This is a genomic window from Shimia sp. FJ5, assembly GCF_032918335.1.
GTDB classification, from domain to species: Bacteria; Pseudomonadota; Alphaproteobacteria; order Rhodobacterales; family Rhodobacteraceae; genus Shimia; species Shimia aestuarii_A.
Window position 1 is genome coordinate 65,244 of the sequence record NZ_JAWJUV010000005.1, and the last position, 18,335, is coordinate 83,578.

Genomic DNA, 18,335 nt, shown 5'->3' on the forward strand with positions numbered 1-18,335 from the left:
TGGCGCCTGCTGCGGCTATCGTCTAGGAACACGTCTTCACGTCATCCTGGAAGGCCTCACATGACCACACGTGCCGGATTCGTTGCCCTAATCGGCGAGCCCAACGCAGGCAAATCGACCCTGACCAATCGCATGGTGGGGGCGAAAGTGTCTATCGTGACCCATAAGGTTCAGACGACCCGCGCCCGCATTCGTGGCGTGGCGCTCGAGGGAGAGAGCCAGCTTGTTTTTGTCGACACGCCCGGTCTTTTCCGCCCACGCCGGCGTCTTGATCGCGCGATGGTCGCGGCAGCCTGGGGTGGGGCGGCGGATGCGGATATCATTGTCCTGCTCATCGAGGCGCATCGCGGTGTGACAGAAGGCGTCGAGACGATCCTCGAGGGGCTTGCCGAATTGCCCAAGGGCCGCAAGGTCGCGCTTGCCATCAACAAGATCGACAAGGTGAAGTCCGAGGTGCTTCTCGGATTGGCGAAAGACCTTAATGAGCGTTTCGCCTTTGCCGAAACGTTCATGATCTCCGCCGAGAAGGGGCATGGGGCGCAGCACTTGAAGGAATGGCTTGCTGAGGAACTTCCCGAAGGGCCGTGGCTCTACCCGGAGGATCAGATTGCGGACCTGCCGATGCGGATGATCGCCGCCGAGATGACGCGCGAGAAGCTGACGCTGCGCCTGCATCAGGAATTGCCGTATCAGCTCACCGTGGAAACCGAGAACTGGGAAGAGCGCAAGGACGGTTCGGCGCGGATTGATCAGCTGATCTATGTGGCGCGCGACGGGCATAAGGGCATCGTGCTTGGCAACAAGGGCGAGACGATCAAGGCCGTGTCCAAGGCGGCGCGGGAAGAACTTGAGGAATTTCTTGGGCGCAAGGTCCACTTGTTCCTTCAGGTGAAGGTGCGTCCGAACTGGCTTGAGGAGAAAGAGCGCTACTCCGAGATGGGGCTCGATTTCCGCGACGGGAATGCATGAGCCGGCTCGCCGCGAAGTTCTGGGTTCAGGCCTATATGGCGCGGCTCGAGTTTGCCGGGATACCGGCCTATGTCGTGGCGCATGGGGATGATACAGCGGGCGCGGTTCTTGTGAAACTCGCAACGCTTGACGGGCAGGCCGTTGCCTATCAGCGCTCTTTCGATCTTATGTCCGGGGACCGCAAGTGGGTTGTCCTTGCCGATGGGGACGAGGCGTCGGTCGATGCCGCGCTTGGCCGGCAGCGGGAATTCGACCCGGATGTCTGGGTCGTTGAGGTTGAGGATCGGCAGGGGCGTCACATGCTCGACGAGCCGGGGTTGGAAGCCTGATGGATTGGCGTGACGAGGGGATCGTTCTGAGCTGTCGCAAACACGGCGAGACCTCGGTGATCCTTGATGTGTTCACGCCGGATCATGGGCGTCACGCGGGCGTGGTGCGGGGCGGAACGAGCCGCAAGATGACACCGATTCTTCAACCGGGCGGACAGGTCGATGTGGCGTGGCGCGCGCGGCTTGAGGCGCATATTGGGTCTTTCACTGTTGAGCCGGTGCGCAGCCGGGCTGCTGCCTTGTCGGACCGTATGTCATTGGCCGGGCTGAACGCGGTGACCGGGCTATTGTCCTTTTGCTTGCCAGAACGTGAACCGCACCCGAAGCTTTACAAACGTAGCGAACAGCTTCTCGATCTGCTTGGTCATGGCGAAGTTTGGCCGTTGGCCTACTTGCGCTGGGAACAGGCACTTCTTGAGGAGTTGGGGTTCGGCCTTGACCTGAGTGTCTGCGCGGTGACGGGGGCGACGGAGGGCCTATGCTATGTCTCGCCCAAGAGCGGGCGCGCCGTGTCGGCGCAAGGGGCAGGGGAATGGGCGGATCGGATGTTGCCCTTGCCGCCGTGCCTTCTTGGGCAGGGCGATGCCGAGGACGAAGAAATCCTCATTGCGCTTCAGACGACAGGGTATTTCCTCGAACAAAAGCTTGCGCCGGAGCTCGGGCACAAGCCGTTGCCAGAGGTGCGTGGACGGTTGGTGGACGCCTTCAGCCGTCGGCTTTTGCCGCGCTAAACACCATCTTCCGCCCGGCCTCATTGCTTAGGATCATCACATCACCGCTGATCTCGACAAGGGTCATCTCGCGCAGGGAGTCGAGGTAGGCGGCTTCGGCCTTGTAGTCCGGGCAAGCCATCTTTGTCCCGGCGATCGGGCTAAACTCAAGCCACGGATAGGGCGCTGTTTGGCGCATGAAGAAGCGGTTGCAGGGGGCCTGTCCGGAGACGTTGCCACCTTCTTCAAAGCGCAGGGTGGCGCGGTGCGTGAAGGGGGCGCCATCAATCTCGGTCAAGTCCCAGAGACGATCCCCGCCATAGCCTGTCACGGTTTCATCCTGAAAACAGGCTGAGAGAGGCAGTGCGAGAAGTATGGCAAGGGCAAAGCGCAACATGGCTCAACCATAAAGGGCGAGGATCAAGTCCACCAGCGTGCCGAGCGCGTTTTCATTGTCGACACCATCACGGCCCGACATCTCGGCCATGCCGAGGCGGGCGCCGTAGAGGATACGGGACAGCTCAGGGTTGGAGAGGTCGATCTCTGCGAGGAGATGGTCGAGCGCCTCCATCCGGCGCGCATCGACGCGGGCGACGGCCTCTGCCGCTGTCGCGTTCTCATGCGCCCAGGCACGGATTGCAGGCTCAAGTGCGGTGCCGTGCGTTGCGAGGCCATTCGCGGCGCGGGGGTCGGCTTGGGCGAAGTGGCGCAGGCGTTGCACCGGAGTGCCTTCGCTATGCAATGCCACATCGAGCGCGTGCAGGCTCGAATCTTCCCAGTGCCGTAGCATGGCTTCGTGGAAGGCAGGCACATCCTTGAAGTGCCAGTAGAAGGAGCCTTTGGTCGTCTTCAAACCCCGAGCGAGGGCTTCTGCCTTGAGAGCGGAAGACCCTTGCGCGACGAGCGTATGAAAGCCAGCGTTGATCCAGCTATCGGGAGAGAGACGTGTCGATGCCATGCCTTAGGGGTAAGGGAGATTCGGCCCATTGTGCAAGTGCAGCATTGCCGCATTGTGCAGTTGCAGAAAAACTGTGGCGGAATCACAAGAAAACCCCGGCACAACGGCCGGGGTCTCCTTGTTCTTAGCGATTTCGAGCGGTTTAACCGAGCAGGCGGCGGGCGATAACCTGTGCCTGAATCTCTGCGGCGCCTTCGAAAATGTTGAGGATTCGCGCATCACAGAGGATGCGGCTGATCTGATACTCGAGGGCAAAGCCGTTGCCGCCATGGATCTGGAGCGCGTTGTCGGCGCTGGCCCATGCGATGCGGGCACCAAGCAATTTCGCCATCCCGGCCTCGAGGTCACAGCGGTGGCCGTGGTCTTTCTCCCATGCGGAGAAGTAGGTGAGCTGACGCGCGATCATGATCTCTACGGCCATCATCGCGAGCTTGCCTGCGACGCGCGGGAAGTTGACGAGGGATTTGCCGAACTGCTTGCGGTCTTCGGCATATTGCATGCCAACCTCAAGCGCGTTCTGGGCCACACCGATGGCGCGGGCGGCGGTTTGGATGCGGGCCGCTTCAAAGGTTTTCATGAGCTGTTTGAAGCCCTGACCTTCTTCGCCGCCGAGGAGGTTCTCGCCCTTGACCTTGAAGCCGTCAAAGCCAAGCTCGTATTCCTTCATGCCGCGATAGCCGAGGACTTCGATCTCGCCGCCGGTCATGCCTTCGGTCGGGAACGGGTTCTCGTCCGTGCCCGGTGTCTTTTCGGCGAGGAACATCGACAGGCCGCGGTGGTCGGTTGTGTTCGGGTCGGTGCGGGCCAGAAGCGTCATCACATGGGTGCGGGCCGCGTGGGTGATCCAGGTTTTGTTGCCCGTCACTTCCCAGTTGCCATCCTCGGTCTTCACAGCGCGGGTGCGCAGAGACCCAAGGTCGGAACCGGTATTCGGTTCGGTAAAGACGGCGGTCGGCAGGATTTCGGCAGACGCGAATTTCGGTAGCCAGTATTGTTTTTGCTCTTCCGTGCCGCCAGCTTCGACAAGCTCTGCGGCGATTTCAGAGCGCGTGCCGAGGGACCCGACGCCGATATAGCCACGTGAGAGTTCTTCGGAGACGACCACCATCGACGCTTTGGAAAGGCCAAGCCCACCATATTCTTCGGGGATGGTCAGGCCGAAGACGCCCATCTCGCCGAGCTCCTCGATGATCTCCATCGGGATCAACTCATCCTTGAGGTGCCACTCATGGGCATTCGGGACGACGCGATCGTCGGCGTAGCGGCGGAATTGCTCGCGGATCATCTCGAGGTCTTCGTCGAGGCCGGTGGCGCCAAAGGTGGCATGGCCTGCGTTGTCCTGCATCAGGGCGACGAGCTCCATGCGCGCGGCCTGCGTGTTGCCCTTGGTCATCAGGGTCTGTACCGCGTCGGTTTGTAGCGGGGCGAGCGCATCGAGACCAAGCCCAAGGTCGGTTAGGCGGAACATTTCGTTCTGGCTCATCGGGATGCCACCGGAAATGTGGTTCAGGTACTCGCCAAAGCCGATCTGGAGGATCAGTTGTTCCATCTTGCCGAACTTGCCGTCTTCGGCGAGGCGCTCGGACCACTTCTGCATCTGACGCAGCGCCTCAACGTAGGTTGCGAGCCACGACAGGCCGTGTGCAGCCGCCTGGTTGGCTTCGATCAGGCCAGCGGAGACGCGGCCATCTTCGGTCACGAGCGCGCGCAGGGCGTCGGTTGCGGTTTCCAGAATTTTCTCTGCCGGGGCGACCGAGGCGGCGGTGAGTGCCGTCAGGTCGGGGAGAAGAGCGGAGTTTGTCATCGTCAGGTCCTGTCCGTCATGGGCCATGAATCATGTCCTTCATCTTGCTGCAGTGTGACATAGCTCTTTCGCACATGCAGCGCAACATTAATGCCAAGTTTTGCAGGTATTTGTTCGTTTGTTGCGTGTTGATTTTTTGCGCTGCGGCGCTAACGGACATATAGCTTGGGGATGGAAACAATCTTCTCCGACATGTCTTTCGCGCTCATTGGGCTTGCTTATGGCATTGCCCTCATCGCCGGGGTGGTCAAGGGCATGGTGGGTTTTGCCATGCCGATGATCCTGATCTCCGGCCTTAGCTCGATCATGGCGCCAGAGCTTGCGCTTGCGGGGCTGATCGTTCCGACGCTTGTCACCAACGGGATGCAATCCTTGAGACAGGGCACCAGTGCGGCGATTGCGTCGGTGCGCAAATTCCGTGTGTTCCTTGGGGCGGGGTTTGTCATGCTCCTTGTCTCGGCACAATTCGTGCGGACCTTGCCAGGGGATATCATGCTGCTTCTGATCGGGGCGCCTGTGGCGGTGTTCGTGCTGGTGCAATTGTTTGGCCTGCGCCTGCACCTCGAGGCGGCCTCAGCGCGGCTCGAGGTGCTGATCGGCGGGTTTGCCGGGGTGATTGGCGGAATCTCGGGGGTTTGGGGGCCGCCGACGGTGCTCTACTTGACGGCGCTCAATACGGAGAAGACCGAGCAAATCCGCGTGCAGGGCGTGATTTATGGGCTTGGGGCCGTGGCGCTTTTCTTCGCGCATATCGCCTCGGGGGTGTTGAATTGGGCGACGTTCCTGTTCTCGCTGAGCCTTGTGCCGCCCGCCGTGATGGGGATGTGGATCGGTGGGCGTATCCATGACCGCATCGATCAGGAGAGCTTTCGGCGGGCAACCCTCGTGGTGCTTTTGTTGGCGGCGCTCAACCTCGTGCGACGCGCTGTGTTTGGCTAAGGGCCGCGTGGCAGCCGAGGAGCGCTGCGTCGTCTGACAGGATCAGAGAGACTGGCGGGATAGGGTCCTGCGGTGCGAAATGCGCGTGATAGCTTTCGGCGAAAGCGGCGGGGGCCGCAGTCAGGACGGAGCGGGCGACGCCACCTGCGAGGGAGATGCCGTCGCGAGGCGAAAACGCGTTGGCGAGCAAGGCGCATAAAGTGCCAATTAAGGCGGAATAGTCTCTGATATAGTCTCTGACCACGCCGCCTTCACAGAACCGAGCATATCCGCGACCGCTGAATAAATCCTCGATTGTGACCGCGCCGGGAAGGGCGTTTTCGAGCTCTTTGGGGAGGGGGCGGTGGCCGTATTCCAAGGGGTGGGGCGTGGTGCCTTGGAGGGGACAGGCGTTCATGCCGGTGCCGATACCGACGGCGAGGCGGCGGCCGTTGGGGCGTGTCTCAGGCGCGGGGACCAGAAGGCGGCTCGTGGGATGCGAGGGCAGGGACAGGGCGAGGGCCTCGAGATCGTTGAGCAGCCGCGGGCGACAGCCGAGACGCGGTGCGAGGGTGTCGGGGGAGAGTGTCCAGTCGCGGTTCGTCAGGCGCGGGGGATCGGCGGCCACAGGGCCGGCCATGGCGATTGCGGCCGCGGTGGGAGAGGCATCATGCGCGGCAAGATACGCTGCGAAGAGCGCATCCGTGTCGGCAAAGCGGTCGTTTTCATAGTGGCGTAGGGAGGGGGCGATCAGGCCACTCTCATCGGCAAGGCAAATCCGGCTATGGGTGCCGCCGATATCGGCCAGAAGCCACATCACTCAGACGCGGCAGGCGTCTCAAACCAAGACAAGAGCGCCTCAGGAGTTGGCGCGACGGATGTTGCGATTCCGCCTGAGAAATCAATGAGTTTCTGTTCATTCATGGCGTTCGTGCCAACCAGAACTGCAGCCCCTTTGTCGAGCGCGGTACCGATCATGTCGCGGAAACCGCGACCGTCGGCTTCTTGCTTGCCGAACTTGTTGAGAATGAAGATATCGAACGGGTTTTCCATGCTCTGAGAGACCTTGGCGGCGGCGGTCTCGAGGGCCTCGGGGTTGAGGCGACAGCCTTTGGAGTCCTTGCCGAGATACTGCGAGATACGGACCTCGGGACCGTCTGGCAGAACCTTCACATCCATATCGCAGCGGTGCGAGCTATCGTGCTCGGTATTGATCTGGACAATGCCGCTTGTCCGCACGCCGCGCAGGCGCAGGGTTTCGGCGAAATTGGCGAGCAGGAGGTCAAGCTCTCCGCGCCCTTCGGTCATGGTATAGGCGATCTTCATGGGCCAATGTCCTAGCGCGAGACGGGCGTTTGGGGAACAAGATTCTGTGTCAAAAGGGCGCGAAAACCAACGTCGGTATTACGTCGGTATCGCGTCTGTATCGCGGTGGTGCACAAAACCGGCCCTAGAGCAGGGCCTTGCCTTCGGCACAGAGACGGCGGACGCTATCGGAGAAAAGCTTCATGTCGATGCCAACCGCGACAAAGGTCGCGCCTGCGTCGAGCCACTTGCGCGCGGGTTCGGTCCCGGAGGTCAGGATGCCCGCTGCTTTGTCGGAGGCGGCAATCTTGCGAATGGCGGTCTCGATTGCGTCCTGCACCTCGGGTGCGCCGGGGTTGCCGGGATAGCCCATGTCGGCGGAGAGGTCGGCAGGACCGATAAAGACGCCCTGCACGCCCTCGACCGCGAGGATGTCGTCGAGGTTGTCGAGCGCAGCGCGGCTTTCGGCCTGCACGATGAGGCAGACCTCGTCATTGGCGGTTGCGACGTAGTCGGCGATCTCGCCAAAGTGCGAGGCGCGGGCGCCGGACGCGCCCATGCCGCGGATGCCTGCGGGCGGGTAGAGCATGGCGGCAGCCATCTCGCGGGCCTGATCAGCGGTATCGACCATCGGCACGAGAACAGTTTGCGCGCCCGCGTCGAGTACCTGTTTGACCATCCATGCTTCGCCCACGGGGATACGCACGACCGGGTGGCTCTTGGAGCCGTTGAGCGCAGTCAGGGCGTCCTTGAGGCTCCGGATATCATTGGGAGCGTGTTCTCCATCGAGCACAAGCCAATCGAACCCGGCAGTGCCGATCATCTCGGCCAGGGACGGCTCGGCCGTCACGACCCAGAGGCCAATCTGGGGCGTCTTGCTTGCGAGGGCGGTCTTGAAGCTATTCTTGGGCGCGGGCATTGGGTTTCCTTCTGGTCTTGTGCCGCGCCAGAATGAGGGCGCGGCGCGGGGTTTGTCCAGCAGGATCAGGGCGCGATGATGGGCTGTGCCTTGAGCGCGCTATCGCGGGTCTCTGCCCCTTCAAAGAGCGAGCCATGTTCAAACCACGAGCGCGGCGCGGGCGCGCCCCAGAGGGTCTGACGCTGGGGGTCTTTGAGGTCCCATTTGATCGGCTCGAGATCGGGATCGACGGTCTGATAGTCGGAGCAGTAAATCTCGATCCGGTGGCCATCGGGGTCCAACACATAGAGGAAAAAGGCGTTGGAGATGCCGTGGCGACCGGGGCCGCGTTCGATATTGGCGACCCAGCCGGTCGTCGACATAAGATCGAGCAAGTCGATGATGTTGAGCGGGTTGGGCACCCAGAAAGCCGTATGATGCAGGCGCGGACCGGTGCCATTGGTAAAGGCCACGTCATGCACACCGCCCTTGCGATGCATCCAGGCGGCCCAGATGCGGCCCGTTTCTGCGTCTTCGGTGTATTCGGTCGTGCGGAAACCGATGTCATTATAGAAGGCGACGGAGGCGTCGACGTCGGACGAGAACATGTTGAAATGGTCGATCCGAAGCGCCTTTACGCCTTTATAGAGCCTGTATTCCTGATGGATCGGGGCGAGGCGGTCCATCTTGACGTAGAATTCAAGCGGGATGCCCCAAGGATCGCGGGTGCGCAGGGTTCGGCCCATATGCGGACGTTCGACCCATTCGACGGGAAGGCCACGGGCGGCAAAAAATTCGGCGGCGGTGTCGAGGTCGGGCTCGTCGTAGAGCTTGAAGCCGAGGACGCCGACATTGGCTTCGTCTGCTTGTTCAAGAATGATGCAGTGATGGCCGCGCTCTTCCATGGCGCGCAGGTAGATGCGGGTGTCGTCTTCATACGTGACCTGAAGTCCGAGCGTGTCGACATAGAAGGCACGCGACTTTGCGAGGTCCGTGACGCGGTATTCCACGTGGCTCAACCGGACGATATTGAACGGCGGATACAGGTTCGGCGCGGGTACGGGCATGGGCTTTCCTCCTCCAAGGTAGTTCACATGTTAATTAAATCGCGCAAACCGGTCAACAGTTTCGACTCTAGGGGCGTGCAGGAGCAGGCGCCAAACGGAAACGCCGCGCGACTCGAAAATGTCGCACGGCGTTGAGCCTTGGGTTCGGGCGGGCCTCAGGAGAGGAGGCGGGCCTCGTGACGCTTGAGGGTCATGCGCGCGGCGCCATAGCCTTCGAGGCCCTGATGTGTCTCTAACTCGGGGAAAAGCTCGTATATCTCGGCGCGTTGTGGAGAGGACATGCTGTCGAGCGATTGGTCGCCCGGTTGGAAGCTTTCGGTCCAGGCGTTGTCGGCGAGGACGAGTTCATGTTGGTCGAACATGAAATGCAGGTAGCTCACGCGCTCGGCGGCGATGGTCTCGACGCCGGGCTGATGCGTCAGGTGCTTGGCGGCGGCGAGGACTTCGTATTCATCGAAGTAGAGCGCAGAGCGATCACCCGCGAGGAGCATGCGGTGATTGGGCGAAACGAGCATGTCACGTTCGGGCGTGTTCGGGCCAAGGCTCCCGGCGCGGATTAGGACCGGATGCAGGTGCGGCCGCAGGAGAAGCTCGGAGTGGGAAAGATCGCGGCGACCGACCCAGCGGATTTCTTGCAGTCCATTGTCGCGGGTCACGACGCGGTCGCCAACACGCAGGTCTTCGACAGGGCATTGACCGCGCGCCGTGGCGATGAGGGTGCCTGGGGTAAAGCAAGGCGCGAAGGTCTCGATGTCCGTGTAGTTGATGGTCATCGATTCCCCGGTCGAGGGGTTATAGAGCTGAATCTGGCCGCTGAAGCCCGGGTTGCCATCGGATTCCGGGTTCTGCGTCATGTGGGTGATGACGAACCCCTGTTGCAGCAGTGGGGAGATGTCGAGCACGTCGTTGTCATCGCCACCCGAGCCGCCCTGCACAAGGACGTTGCCGCTTGTCGAAAGGGTGATCCAGTCGGCGCCGTCGCCGCCCACGAGCGTGTCGTTCTCGCCGCCGCCGACAATCGTATCGTTGCCTGCGCCGCCGTCGATGCTATCGCTGCCGGAGCCAGCGGTGATATGGTCGTCGCCTGTGCCGGCGAAGATGGTGTCGTTGCCCGCACCACCGTCGATGACATCGTCCCCCGCTTCGTCATGTGATGCGATGAGGGATACTTCGTCGAGGGTCACGGCGGGGTAGGTGGCCGTGGGGTCATCCGAGCCGTTGGGGCGCAGTTGGATCCCGGTCACGCCAGCGGGGGCGGTGAAGGTGATCTCGTAGCTTTCGTAGTCGGTGCCTTGGACCACGGTCGTGCCGAGCAGGTTACCGTCCTGATCGAGGATCTCGAAGTTGACGGGGATATCTTGGGGCGTGAACCACTGGCCGCCCTCGTAGTCGGTCGATTGGGCGTTGAAGGTCAGGGTGTAGTTCTGTCCTTCGATCAGCGAATCCGAGAGCGTCTGGCTGATCGCTTCACGCGGGCCGTTGGTATAGCTCCACATGGTGATGTAGCCGGTGCCATCGGAGGCATCGAGCGCGGGGTTCCAGTATTCCGAGCTGGTGCCGTCGTCGGCAGAGTCGGGGGAGCCGGAAACGTTAGACCAGTTGTCGAGGCCGTTGACGCCATTGGCCGAGTGAGATCCATCTTCGAAAGAGCCGTTGGCAAGGAGTTCTTCGCCCACTCCGATGAGGTCGTCGCCGTCTCCTCCGTCGATGGTATCATTGCCGGAGCCACCGATGATCGTGTCGTCACCGGTGCCGCCATCAATAACGTCGTTGTCGGCGCCACCGTCGAGATAGTCGCCGCCGCCTTTCCCGTCGAGCGTATCATCGCCCGCGCCGCCCCAGAATTCATTGGTGTAGGCGTCGCCGGGATTGGTGCTTGATCCGTCATAACCGGTCAGAACATCATCGTGGTCTGAGCCGACAATGGCGTCGATGCCGCCTGCGTTGGTATCGTTGTCGGCATCCCCGCCTGAGAAAGTGTTGGTCGAAAGATCGACATTCACGGCAGAGTCGGAGTCGGAATAGTTGATGGTGTCCTGACCACTGCCGCCGCTGAAGGTATCGGCCCCAGAGCCACCAATGATCTCGTCATTGCCGGATCCGCCGTCGATGGAGTTGGCCCCAGAGCCGCCATCAAGCGTGTCATCGCCATCGCCACCGCGAAGCGTGTCGTTGCCGCCGTTGCCGTTCAGGACGTCATCGCCGTCATAGGCGGTGATGGAGTCGCTGGAACTGCCGCCGTTCAGCGTGTCGTCGCCATTGCTGCCGTTAATATTTGCCATTCAACCTGCTCTTCACTGGTCCCGAAATATGGGACTCCTTTGGCAGCAGTGTCTGGCTGAGAAATGGTTAAGTTAAGGAGAAATGTAGCCAAATCCACGGAACTTTGCGGCAGCAATAAGGGCGCGCCAAAGGGGGAGGGGGCAAATCCGCGCGCTTTGAGGCAAAAGGGTGGCGCTTTACGCAGCGGTAGGCGGACGGGTGCGCCTAGGGTGGTCTTGGGGCGGGCCGTAAGGACTGCCCGCCCCAAGACGGGGCGTTACTTCACGAGGAGGTTGGCCTCGTGGCGTTTGAGCGTCAGGCGTGCGGCAGAGAACGCGTCGAGCGTTTCGGTGCTGCGCAGCTCGGGGAAGAGATCATAGATTTCTTCGCGCTGGGCCTGATCAATGCTGCCCATCGAGTATTCGCCGGGCTGGAAGCTCTCGCTCCATGCGCCGTTGGCGAGCACAACCTCGTGGTTGTCACAGAGGAAGTGCACATACTCAACGCCCACCGTGTCGATCTGCTGCACGCCATCCATGCCGACAAGGTGCTTGGCCGCGACAAGAACTTCGGCCTCTTCAAAGAGAAGCTGGGCCTGTTCGCTCACCAAGAGCATCCGGTGGTTGGGCGACACCATCATGTCACGCTCGGGCAGGTTCGGGCCGAGGCTACCGGCGCGGATCATCACCGGGCGCAGTTTCGGACGCGAAAGAAGATCGCGGCCCGAAAGCTGTTTCTTGCCCACCCAGCGGATCGTTTGCAGGCCATTGTCACGGGTGACGACCTTGTCGCCGACCTTGAGGTTCTCGACCGCGATTTCGCCCGAGGGGGTCAGGATCGCGGTGCCCGGCGTGAAGCAGATGATCTCTTCGATGCCGCTAAAGGTCAGGACATCGCCGTTGTCGAAGGTGACGGTCCCGGTCAGAGCGCCGGCGTCATTGACATCTGCGACGGCGTTGATCGTGCGCGAGCCGGACCCGGTCAGATCGAGAACGTCGTGGTCGGTGTTCTCGTCGGGGCCAGAGCCGCCGGAGATCACATCGCCATCGCCGTGGGTGCCGTCGGAGACGTAGAACGTATCGTCGCCATCGCCGCCCGACATGGTGTCGGACCCTTGGCCGCCGATGATCTGGTCGTTGCCATCGCCACCGGAGATCAGGTCGTCGTCGACGCCACCGTCGATCACGTCATCGCCGGAGCCACCCATGATCGTGTCGTCGTCATCCTGGCCAAAGATGGTGTCGTTGCCAGCCCCACCGTCGATCAGGTCACGGCCGTTTTCGAGTTCGGGGTCAGGATCGCCAACAGAGCCGTCATTCGGGATGTTGAGGTAATCCGGGAAGGCCGGGTCGAGGCCGCCATAGATGACGTCATCACCGTCGCCACCATCAATGGTGTCGTTGCCTTCGCCACCGATGATCGTATCGGCGCCAGTGCCGCCGTCGATGAGATCCTTGTCGACGCCGCCGTCGATCAGGTCATCGCCGGAGCCACCGATGATCGTATCGTCATCGTCGCCGGTGATGATCGTGTCATTGCCCGCGCCCGCATCGACAAAGTCTTTGTCGTTGTTCGGGTCGGTATCGGCCGGAACCTCGGGGAAACCCATGTAGGACGGGAAGCCGAGATCGGGCAGGTCCACGAGATCATCGGAGGACGAGTCGATCAGGTCGTTGCCGTCGCCGCCTTCGATGGAGTCGGAGCCGTCTCCACCGTCGACGGTATCGTCGCCGGTGCCTGCAAAGATCGTATCATCGCCGTCTTCGCCGTCGATCACGTCATTGCCGGCCTCATCGCCTGCGCTCGGGTCTGTCGTCACCGCAACGAGCGAAACCTCGTCGATGGTCACGGCCGGGCGATAGGCGTTGGGGTCGTCGGACCCGTTGGGACGCAGCTGAATGCCGGTCACCCCTGCCGGTGCGGTGAAGGTGATCTCGTAGCTTTCGTAATCGGTGCCTTGCACGACGGTGCTGCCGAGAACATTGCCGTCCTGATCGAGGATTTCAAAGGTGACGGGGATGTCTTCGGGGGTGAACCACCCTTCGCCATGGTCGTAGTCGGTCGACTGGCCATTGAAGGTAAAGACGTAGTCCTGCCCTTCTTCAAGCGGTGTCCCGAGGGTCTGGCCGATGGTTTCCTGCGGGTGGCCGGGATAGCTCCACATGGTCACATAGCCGGTGCCGTCGGTCGAGGTCAGGTCGGGGTTCCAATACTCGGACGCGGTCCCGTCATCGGGCGAATCCGGCGACCCAGAGAGCGTCGTCCAGTTGTCGAGACCGCTCACGGTGTTGGCGTTGTGATAGCCATCTTCGAAAGAGCCGTTGGACAGAAGCTCGGGGCCGGTCGTGGTGCCGCCCGTGCCGCCGCCGCCGATGACATCGTCACCGCTACCGCCGTCCATGGTATCGTCGCCCTCGCCGCCGAGGATCGTGTCATTTCCAGCGCCGCCGTCGATCGTGTCGTTGCCGCCTTCGCCATAGATGACATCTTCGCCAGCGCCGCCAGACAGCGAGTCGCCCGCGTCGTTGCCGGGGTCGATCACATCGCCGCCTGCGTCGAAGAACACGTCTGTGATATTGACGTTGCTGCCGTCGCCACCGTCGTTGGAATGGGTCACTTCGATGCGGGCCACGGGACCGGCGATCTCGACGAGGATCGAGTTGTCATCGTCGGTGTTCGAGCCGGAGTTGTTGGTCGCGCTCGCGGTGTCCACCCCGGCCACACCGTCGGTGTCGCTCAGGTTCAGGTCGGTCGAGCCGCTGGCGGTGAGGGTCACCGGGATTTGCACCCCGTTCACATCGTAAGCGACGATATTGACGACCGAGTCATGGTCGATGTCGTTGACGCGGAAATCAACGTTGGTCACCGGGTCGGAGAAGTCGAGCCGGTAGGTCGCGGTTTCGTTGTCATGATTGGTCGCGGAATCGAGCGAGCTGTTGTCGTTGACCGTCTCAGAGCCGCCGTCGATGCCGCCGATGTTCTGGTTCTCGGTCTCGAATTCGGATTCAACGCCGTATTCATCTACAATGGTGAAGGTGACATCGACCGATCCGGTATTTTGAACCTGACCGCCCGGAATGTCTTCGCCATCGCTCAGCGATTTGTTGCAATCGTCGTCCAGATCGCTCCAGTTGAAGCTTTCGCGGGTGGTTTCGGTGGTTCCGTCGCCATAGCCGCCGTAGATCGTATCGTTGCCTTCGCCGCCGTCGATCGTATCCGAGCCGCCTTCGCCGAAGACGAGGTCATCGCCGTCGCCGGCGTCAATCACGTCGTTGCCGTCGCCGGAGGCTGTCACGGTTTCGGTGGCGGTGTAGGTGAGGTTGTCGATGGCGCCAGAGCCATAGAGTTTGACCACCATCTTGGACACGCCGTCGACGTCATAGTCCTGAACGATCTGCGAGTTGTTGCCCGCACCGTAGGTCTTGACGTAGCTGCCGATTTGGTCGCCATTTTCGTCGTAGAAATAGACCTTGGCATAGCTTTCGTCGACATCAAGGAAGGTCAGTTGGTCGATCGAGACCGGATCGTCGAAATCGAAGACCATCTTGCCGCCGCCGGCGTTGTCGTCGGGATCGGAGCTGTCGCCGTCTTCGGACAGGATCAGGACGCCGCCAAGATTGGAGGTCGCGAGGTCATAGTCGCCGCCGGTCGGGTTCGATGAATCAAAGATCATCGTCGGCGTGTCGCCATAGTAGGACGAGATCGAGACACCGCTATATTGGTCGGACACGATTGTGCCGGCCGCGAGGTCGTTGAAATCTAGAACCTTCTGCACCGTGGCTTCGCCGCTGCCAGTGCCGTCACCGTGAATGGTGTCGTTCCCGTCTCCGGCTTGGATTGTGTCATCGCCGCCAAGACCATAGACGAGGTCCGCGCCGCCGGTGACGCTATCGCCGTCGCCGTCTGTGTAGGTGGAATCAATGACGTCGTCGTTTTCGGTGCCTTCGACAACACCAGGACCGGTAGGATCAGCCATAGTTACCTCTTCTTCCAATCAAGCGTCCGGGCCAGATATGCCCATAGGCAGGCGCTGTCGGAAAACGACAATCGCCCGGCCACAGATCAACCGGCCGCATCACGCAGATGCCCAAATTTTGCTATAGGCCGCCCCGAGCCACCTTTTCGCCCCCCAGTCGGACGCGTGGTAATATTGCGGCAAGAACTGGGCCAGTGGAACAAAAACCTGACACAATCTGCCAATTTCAGACAAAATTGATTAATCGAAGAGCGTGCGGACCTAGGGGAAAGCACGCGGCTGGGGTGAGCGATTGTTTCCAAAAACCGAGATAAACCGAGGGGGCGCGGGCCGTCGAAGGCCTATGGTATTGGGTTGTTTTCCAAGGCTCTGCCGAATTCACACAAGTTTCTTTGCAGCCTAGGGGAGAGTGTGTTTCCTGTTGGGAACCAATCAATCTGGTCGAAAGGGGGCAGTATTGTGCCTCTTGTGACACAGGCGGAAATGTGGCGCGCCTGCCGGAGAGGAAACAATCTTGTCGGGAGGCGAGGCTTTGCCCTGCAACCAGAAACAAATGTGATTCGCCTCTGGGCCTCTCACGAATCGGTTTGTGGCAAGGATGTGGCGGTCGGATTCGTGTGTGGCGAGGGGTAGGTGAGGAGCAGGCGATCGCGCACGATCTCTGTTTCGAGGGTCTGTCCGTCCATCTGAAACCGGCGCAGCATGGAGCGGCCGATATTGACGAAATGCTCTTCGACAAAGAGATCGGGCGGCAGGGGAATGTCGCAATAGGTATTGCCGGACTTCTTGGTGCCGTCGATGGAGAGCGCCACGAAAACGCCCCTGTCACGGGCCTCGGCGATGGCCTCCATCAGGCGGTCGAGGCGGAAGGATTGCGCACCGTAGAGGATACTCTGGGAATGGGCGTAGGGCGGATCGCAATAGACAAGGTCGCCCGGAGCGGCACGGGAAAGCGCGTCGAGGTAGTCGAGCCGCTCGAAGCGCGCCCCGGCGATGCGTGGCGTCCACATGGCGACGCGGCGGGCGAACTTCTCGGGTTTGATAACGGGATGCGCGCCAAGCGGCGTCGACATCAGCCCATCCTTCTTGCGAAAGCGCACAACCCCGCCATAGCAGGCCCGGCATAGAAACAGCAGGTCGGCCCCGTTCGGCGCGGCGTTGAAGCGGGCGCGGATCGTCTCGTAGCGGTCTTTGTGGTTACCGGCGTGAAACCATGACCAACGCTCGTCATACCACGCGATGAGCCGCTCGGGGTCTTCGGTCAGGCATTGCCAGATTTCCATCAGCGGACCATAGGCATCCGAACCTAGCGCATGGCGTGGTGACAGGTTCGCCATGACCCCGGCGGAGCCGAGAAAGGGTTCATAATAGGTCTCATAGCGGTCTGGAAAATGGGCGATGATCTGGTCGGCGTAGCGCTGTTTGTTGCCGACCCATTTGATGAGCTGTGTCTTGAACGGCGCGACAGGCGGCGTCTCAACGGCGGTCAGGTCGGAAAACAGGGAGGGTTGATGCATCGCGATGGGTGCTCCGGTGAGGTTCGGCCACAATTGCGCGCTCTGGTCGCGGCGGCAAGGGGGCAGGCCGTCTCGCCACCTTTCGATGCGTGGTGTATGAGAGAGGCAGACAAGCAGGAGCAGTGGCCGTGGAAGAACGCGGGGAAGAGACGAGGCAGGTCTCGTTCAGGGATATCTTGGCAGATTTGCGCAAACCCTATGTGCGGCATGAATTTCGCACCTCATGGGCGATTGCGCTTTTTTACCGGATGCCGAGCCCGCCCTTTGTGTGGGTCTTGTTGCGGCTTGGGTTCGGGCCGATGGGCGTCACGGCGCTTGGCTTTGTCCTCGCGCTGACCATGCCGTTGCAGGCGGCGGTCTTGCCGCTTGGTCTTGCCGCTTGGGCGCTTTTCATCAGCGGCGTGTTGTTCCAGATCCTCGATTGCGCCGACGGGATGATGGCGCGGCTTCTGGGGAAGGCGTCGATCCTCGGGGCGGATCTCGACTATATGTCGGACATGGTGCAGCACGGGCTGTTTTACACGGCGCTTGGGCTTTTGGCGGATCGGACGCTTGGGACGGGGTTTGGCTGGACCGCGCTTGCCCTGGCGGCGGCGTTTGTGCGGCTGCTGGCGCGATTGGTGCGCGAGCAGGTTGCACTGCGGGTGCCTGAGGCGGGCGGAGATGAGCCGTTGCGGCTAAAGGATCTGCCGATCGCGTTTGTCGCAGGGCTTTCGGGGCTTATTCCGTTCATGGCGCTGTCCGGCGGGTATCTAGGGCATATGGTTGCCGCGCTGTTGGTCTATGCGCTTCTGGATGTAGCGGATGCCTTCTTGCCGATGACGAAACCGCCCTATCGCGGGGATGCCGAATGATGCGGTTCCTCGTGTTTTCGGACCTCGACGGCACGCTTCTCGATCACGAGACCTATTCCTTTGATGCTGCACGCCCGGCGCTTGCGGCTTTGGCCGAGGCGGGCTGTGGCGTGGTGTTGGCAAGTTCCAAGACCGGGCCAGAGATTGCGCGGCTGCGCGCGGCGATGGGGCTCGCGGACTGGCCTGCGATTGTCGAGAACGGTGCGGGGGTGCTTGAGGCCGGAGCGGCACCTGAGGCAGGGACGGAGTATGCGCGGTTGCGCATTTGGCTCGGGGCATTGCCGGGCGATATGCGCGCCGCGTTCCGAGGGTTCGGCGATATGAGCGATGCGGAGGTGGCCGAGGTCACGGGGCTCGCGCCGAACGAAGCCGCGTTGGCGCGGCAGCGCGGGTTTACAGAGCCGGGGCTTTGGACGGGTAGCGAGGCGGCGCTTGAGGCGTTTCTTGCCCGCGCGGGTGAGGCCGGGATCGCGGCGCGTCAAGGCGGGCGGTTCTTGACGCTTTCCTTTGGCGCGACCAAGGCAGACCGCATGGCAGAGATCGCCGCGCGCTATGCGCCGGAGGCGACGGTGGCGCTTGGGGATGCGCCCAATGACGTGGAAATGATCGAGGCCGCCGATATCGGGGTCATCGTGCAAAACCCCGGCGGGCCGGGCTTGCCGAAACTGCCTAAAGAAGAGGCAGGTCGCATTTTTCGCACGCAGGAAAGCGGGCCTCACGGTTGGAACCGGGCGGTGCTCTCCATACTCTCGAGGGAAATTTAAAGAC

The 18,335-nt window shown here is 61.6% G+C and carries 16 protein-coding genes; 6 read left to right on the forward strand and 10 right to left on the reverse strand.

Going from position 1 to position 18,335, the window contains the following annotated elements; genetic code table 11:
* The first annotated feature begins 60 nt into the window (after window positions 1-60).
* From era to recO, 3 genes are read left to right on the forward strand one after another with little or no spacing between them, the layout of a single operon-like run.
* Window positions 61-969 carry a GTPase Era gene (gene era, locus R1W01_RS15465; RefSeq protein WP_243613730.1) on the forward strand — a complete coding sequence of 303 codons (909 nt, stop codon included), beginning with the start codon at window positions 61-63 and terminating at the stop codon, window positions 967-969.
* Complete coding sequence (locus tag R1W01_RS15470) at window positions 966-1,298, forward strand: DUF1491 family protein (RefSeq protein ID WP_243613731.1); 333 nt, start codon at window positions 966-968, stop codon at window positions 1,296-1,298. The genes era and R1W01_RS15470 overlap by 4 nt, the downstream gene beginning before the upstream one ends.
* The gene (gene recO, locus R1W01_RS15475; protein WP_297758095.1) at window positions 1,298-2,029 is read left to right on the forward strand and encodes a DNA repair protein RecO; all 732 of its coding nucleotides are present in this window, start codon (window positions 1,298-1,300) and stop codon (window positions 2,027-2,029) included. The genes R1W01_RS15470 and recO overlap by 1 nt, the downstream gene beginning before the upstream one ends.
* Here recO and R1W01_RS15480 read toward each other — a convergent pair.
* From R1W01_RS15480 to R1W01_RS15490, 3 genes are all read right to left on the reverse strand, one after another.
* Window positions 2,004-2,405 carry an META domain-containing protein gene (locus R1W01_RS15480; RefSeq protein ID WP_297758092.1) on the reverse strand — a complete coding sequence of 134 codons (402 nt, stop codon included), beginning with the start codon at window positions 2,403-2,405 and terminating at the stop codon, window positions 2,004-2,006. The two genes, recO and R1W01_RS15480, sit on opposite strands and share 26 nt — an antisense overlap.
* Window positions 2,406-2,408: 3 nt before the next feature.
* Complete coding sequence (locus R1W01_RS15485; protein WP_297758089.1) at window positions 2,409-2,966, reverse strand: TetR/AcrR family transcriptional regulator; 558 nt, start codon at window positions 2,964-2,966, stop codon at window positions 2,409-2,411.
* 142 nt (window positions 2,967-3,108) lie between these two features.
* Entirely contained in the window at window positions 3,109-4,797 is a 1,689-nt protein-coding gene (locus R1W01_RS15490) for an acyl-CoA dehydrogenase family protein (protein WP_297758087.1), read from the reverse strand.
* Between the two features lie 144 nt (window positions 4,798-4,941).
* Here R1W01_RS15490 and R1W01_RS15495 point away from each other — a divergent pair, with 144 nt between their 5' ends.
* Window positions 4,942-5,709, forward strand: coding sequence for a sulfite exporter TauE/SafE family protein (locus R1W01_RS15495; protein WP_297758085.1), 768 nt, complete (start codon window positions 4,942-4,944; stop codon window positions 5,707-5,709).
* Here the strand turns inward: R1W01_RS15495 and R1W01_RS15500 are convergent.
* From R1W01_RS15500 to R1W01_RS15530, 7 genes are all read right to left on the reverse strand, one after another.
* Entirely contained in the window at window positions 5,678-6,505 is an 828-nt protein-coding gene (locus R1W01_RS15500) for a glucokinase (RefSeq protein ID WP_297758290.1), read from the reverse strand. The genes R1W01_RS15495 and R1W01_RS15500 overlap by 32 nt on opposite strands.
* Window positions 6,505-7,014, reverse strand: coding sequence for a DUF2478 domain-containing protein (locus R1W01_RS15505; RefSeq protein ID WP_317275308.1), 510 nt, complete (start codon window positions 7,012-7,014; stop codon window positions 6,505-6,507). Before R1W01_RS15505 ends, R1W01_RS15500 begins: the two co-directional genes overlap by 1 nt.
* A gap of 124 nt (window positions 7,015-7,138) precedes the next feature.
* The gene (locus tag R1W01_RS15510; protein WP_297758082.1) at window positions 7,139-7,912 is read right to left on the reverse strand and encodes an HpcH/HpaI aldolase family protein; all 774 of its coding nucleotides are present in this window, start codon (window positions 7,910-7,912) and stop codon (window positions 7,139-7,141) included.
* Window positions 7,913-7,977: 65 nt separating this feature from the next.
* Window positions 7,978-8,958 carry a 3,4-dihydroxyphenylacetate 2,3-dioxygenase gene (gene hpaD, locus R1W01_RS15515; protein ID WP_297758079.1) on the reverse strand — a complete coding sequence of 327 codons (981 nt, stop codon included), beginning with the start codon at window positions 8,956-8,958 and terminating at the stop codon, window positions 7,978-7,980.
* A 155-nt stretch (window positions 8,959-9,113) separates the two neighbouring features.
* Complete coding sequence (locus tag R1W01_RS15520) at window positions 9,114-11,240, reverse strand: Hint domain-containing protein (RefSeq protein ID WP_297758076.1); 2,127 nt, start codon at window positions 11,238-11,240, stop codon at window positions 9,114-9,116.
* Between the two features lie 257 nt (window positions 11,241-11,497).
* Window positions 11,498-15,196: a Hint domain-containing protein gene (locus R1W01_RS15525; RefSeq protein ID WP_297758073.1), complete on the reverse strand. Its 3,699-nt coding sequence runs from the start codon at window positions 15,194-15,196 to the stop codon at window positions 11,498-11,500.
* Between the two features lie 575 nt (window positions 15,197-15,771).
* Window positions 15,772-16,713 (reverse strand): DNA adenine methylase, encoded by a 942-nt coding sequence (locus tag R1W01_RS15530; protein ID WP_297758071.1) that lies wholly within the window; start codon window positions 16,711-16,713, stop codon window positions 15,772-15,774.
* A gap of 128 nt (window positions 16,714-16,841) precedes the next feature.
* Between R1W01_RS15530 and R1W01_RS15535 the strand changes: the two genes are divergently transcribed.
* Window positions 16,842-17,567, forward strand: a complete 726-nt coding sequence (locus R1W01_RS15535; RefSeq protein WP_297758068.1) for a CDP-alcohol phosphatidyltransferase family protein — start codon at window positions 16,842-16,844, stop codon at window positions 17,565-17,567.
* Window positions 17,564-18,331: an HAD-IIB family hydrolase gene (locus R1W01_RS15540; protein WP_317275309.1), complete on the forward strand. Its 768-nt coding sequence runs from the start codon at window positions 17,564-17,566 to the stop codon at window positions 18,329-18,331. The genes R1W01_RS15535 and R1W01_RS15540 overlap by 4 nt, the downstream gene beginning before the upstream one ends.
* Window positions 18,332-18,335 lie beyond the last annotated feature (4 nt).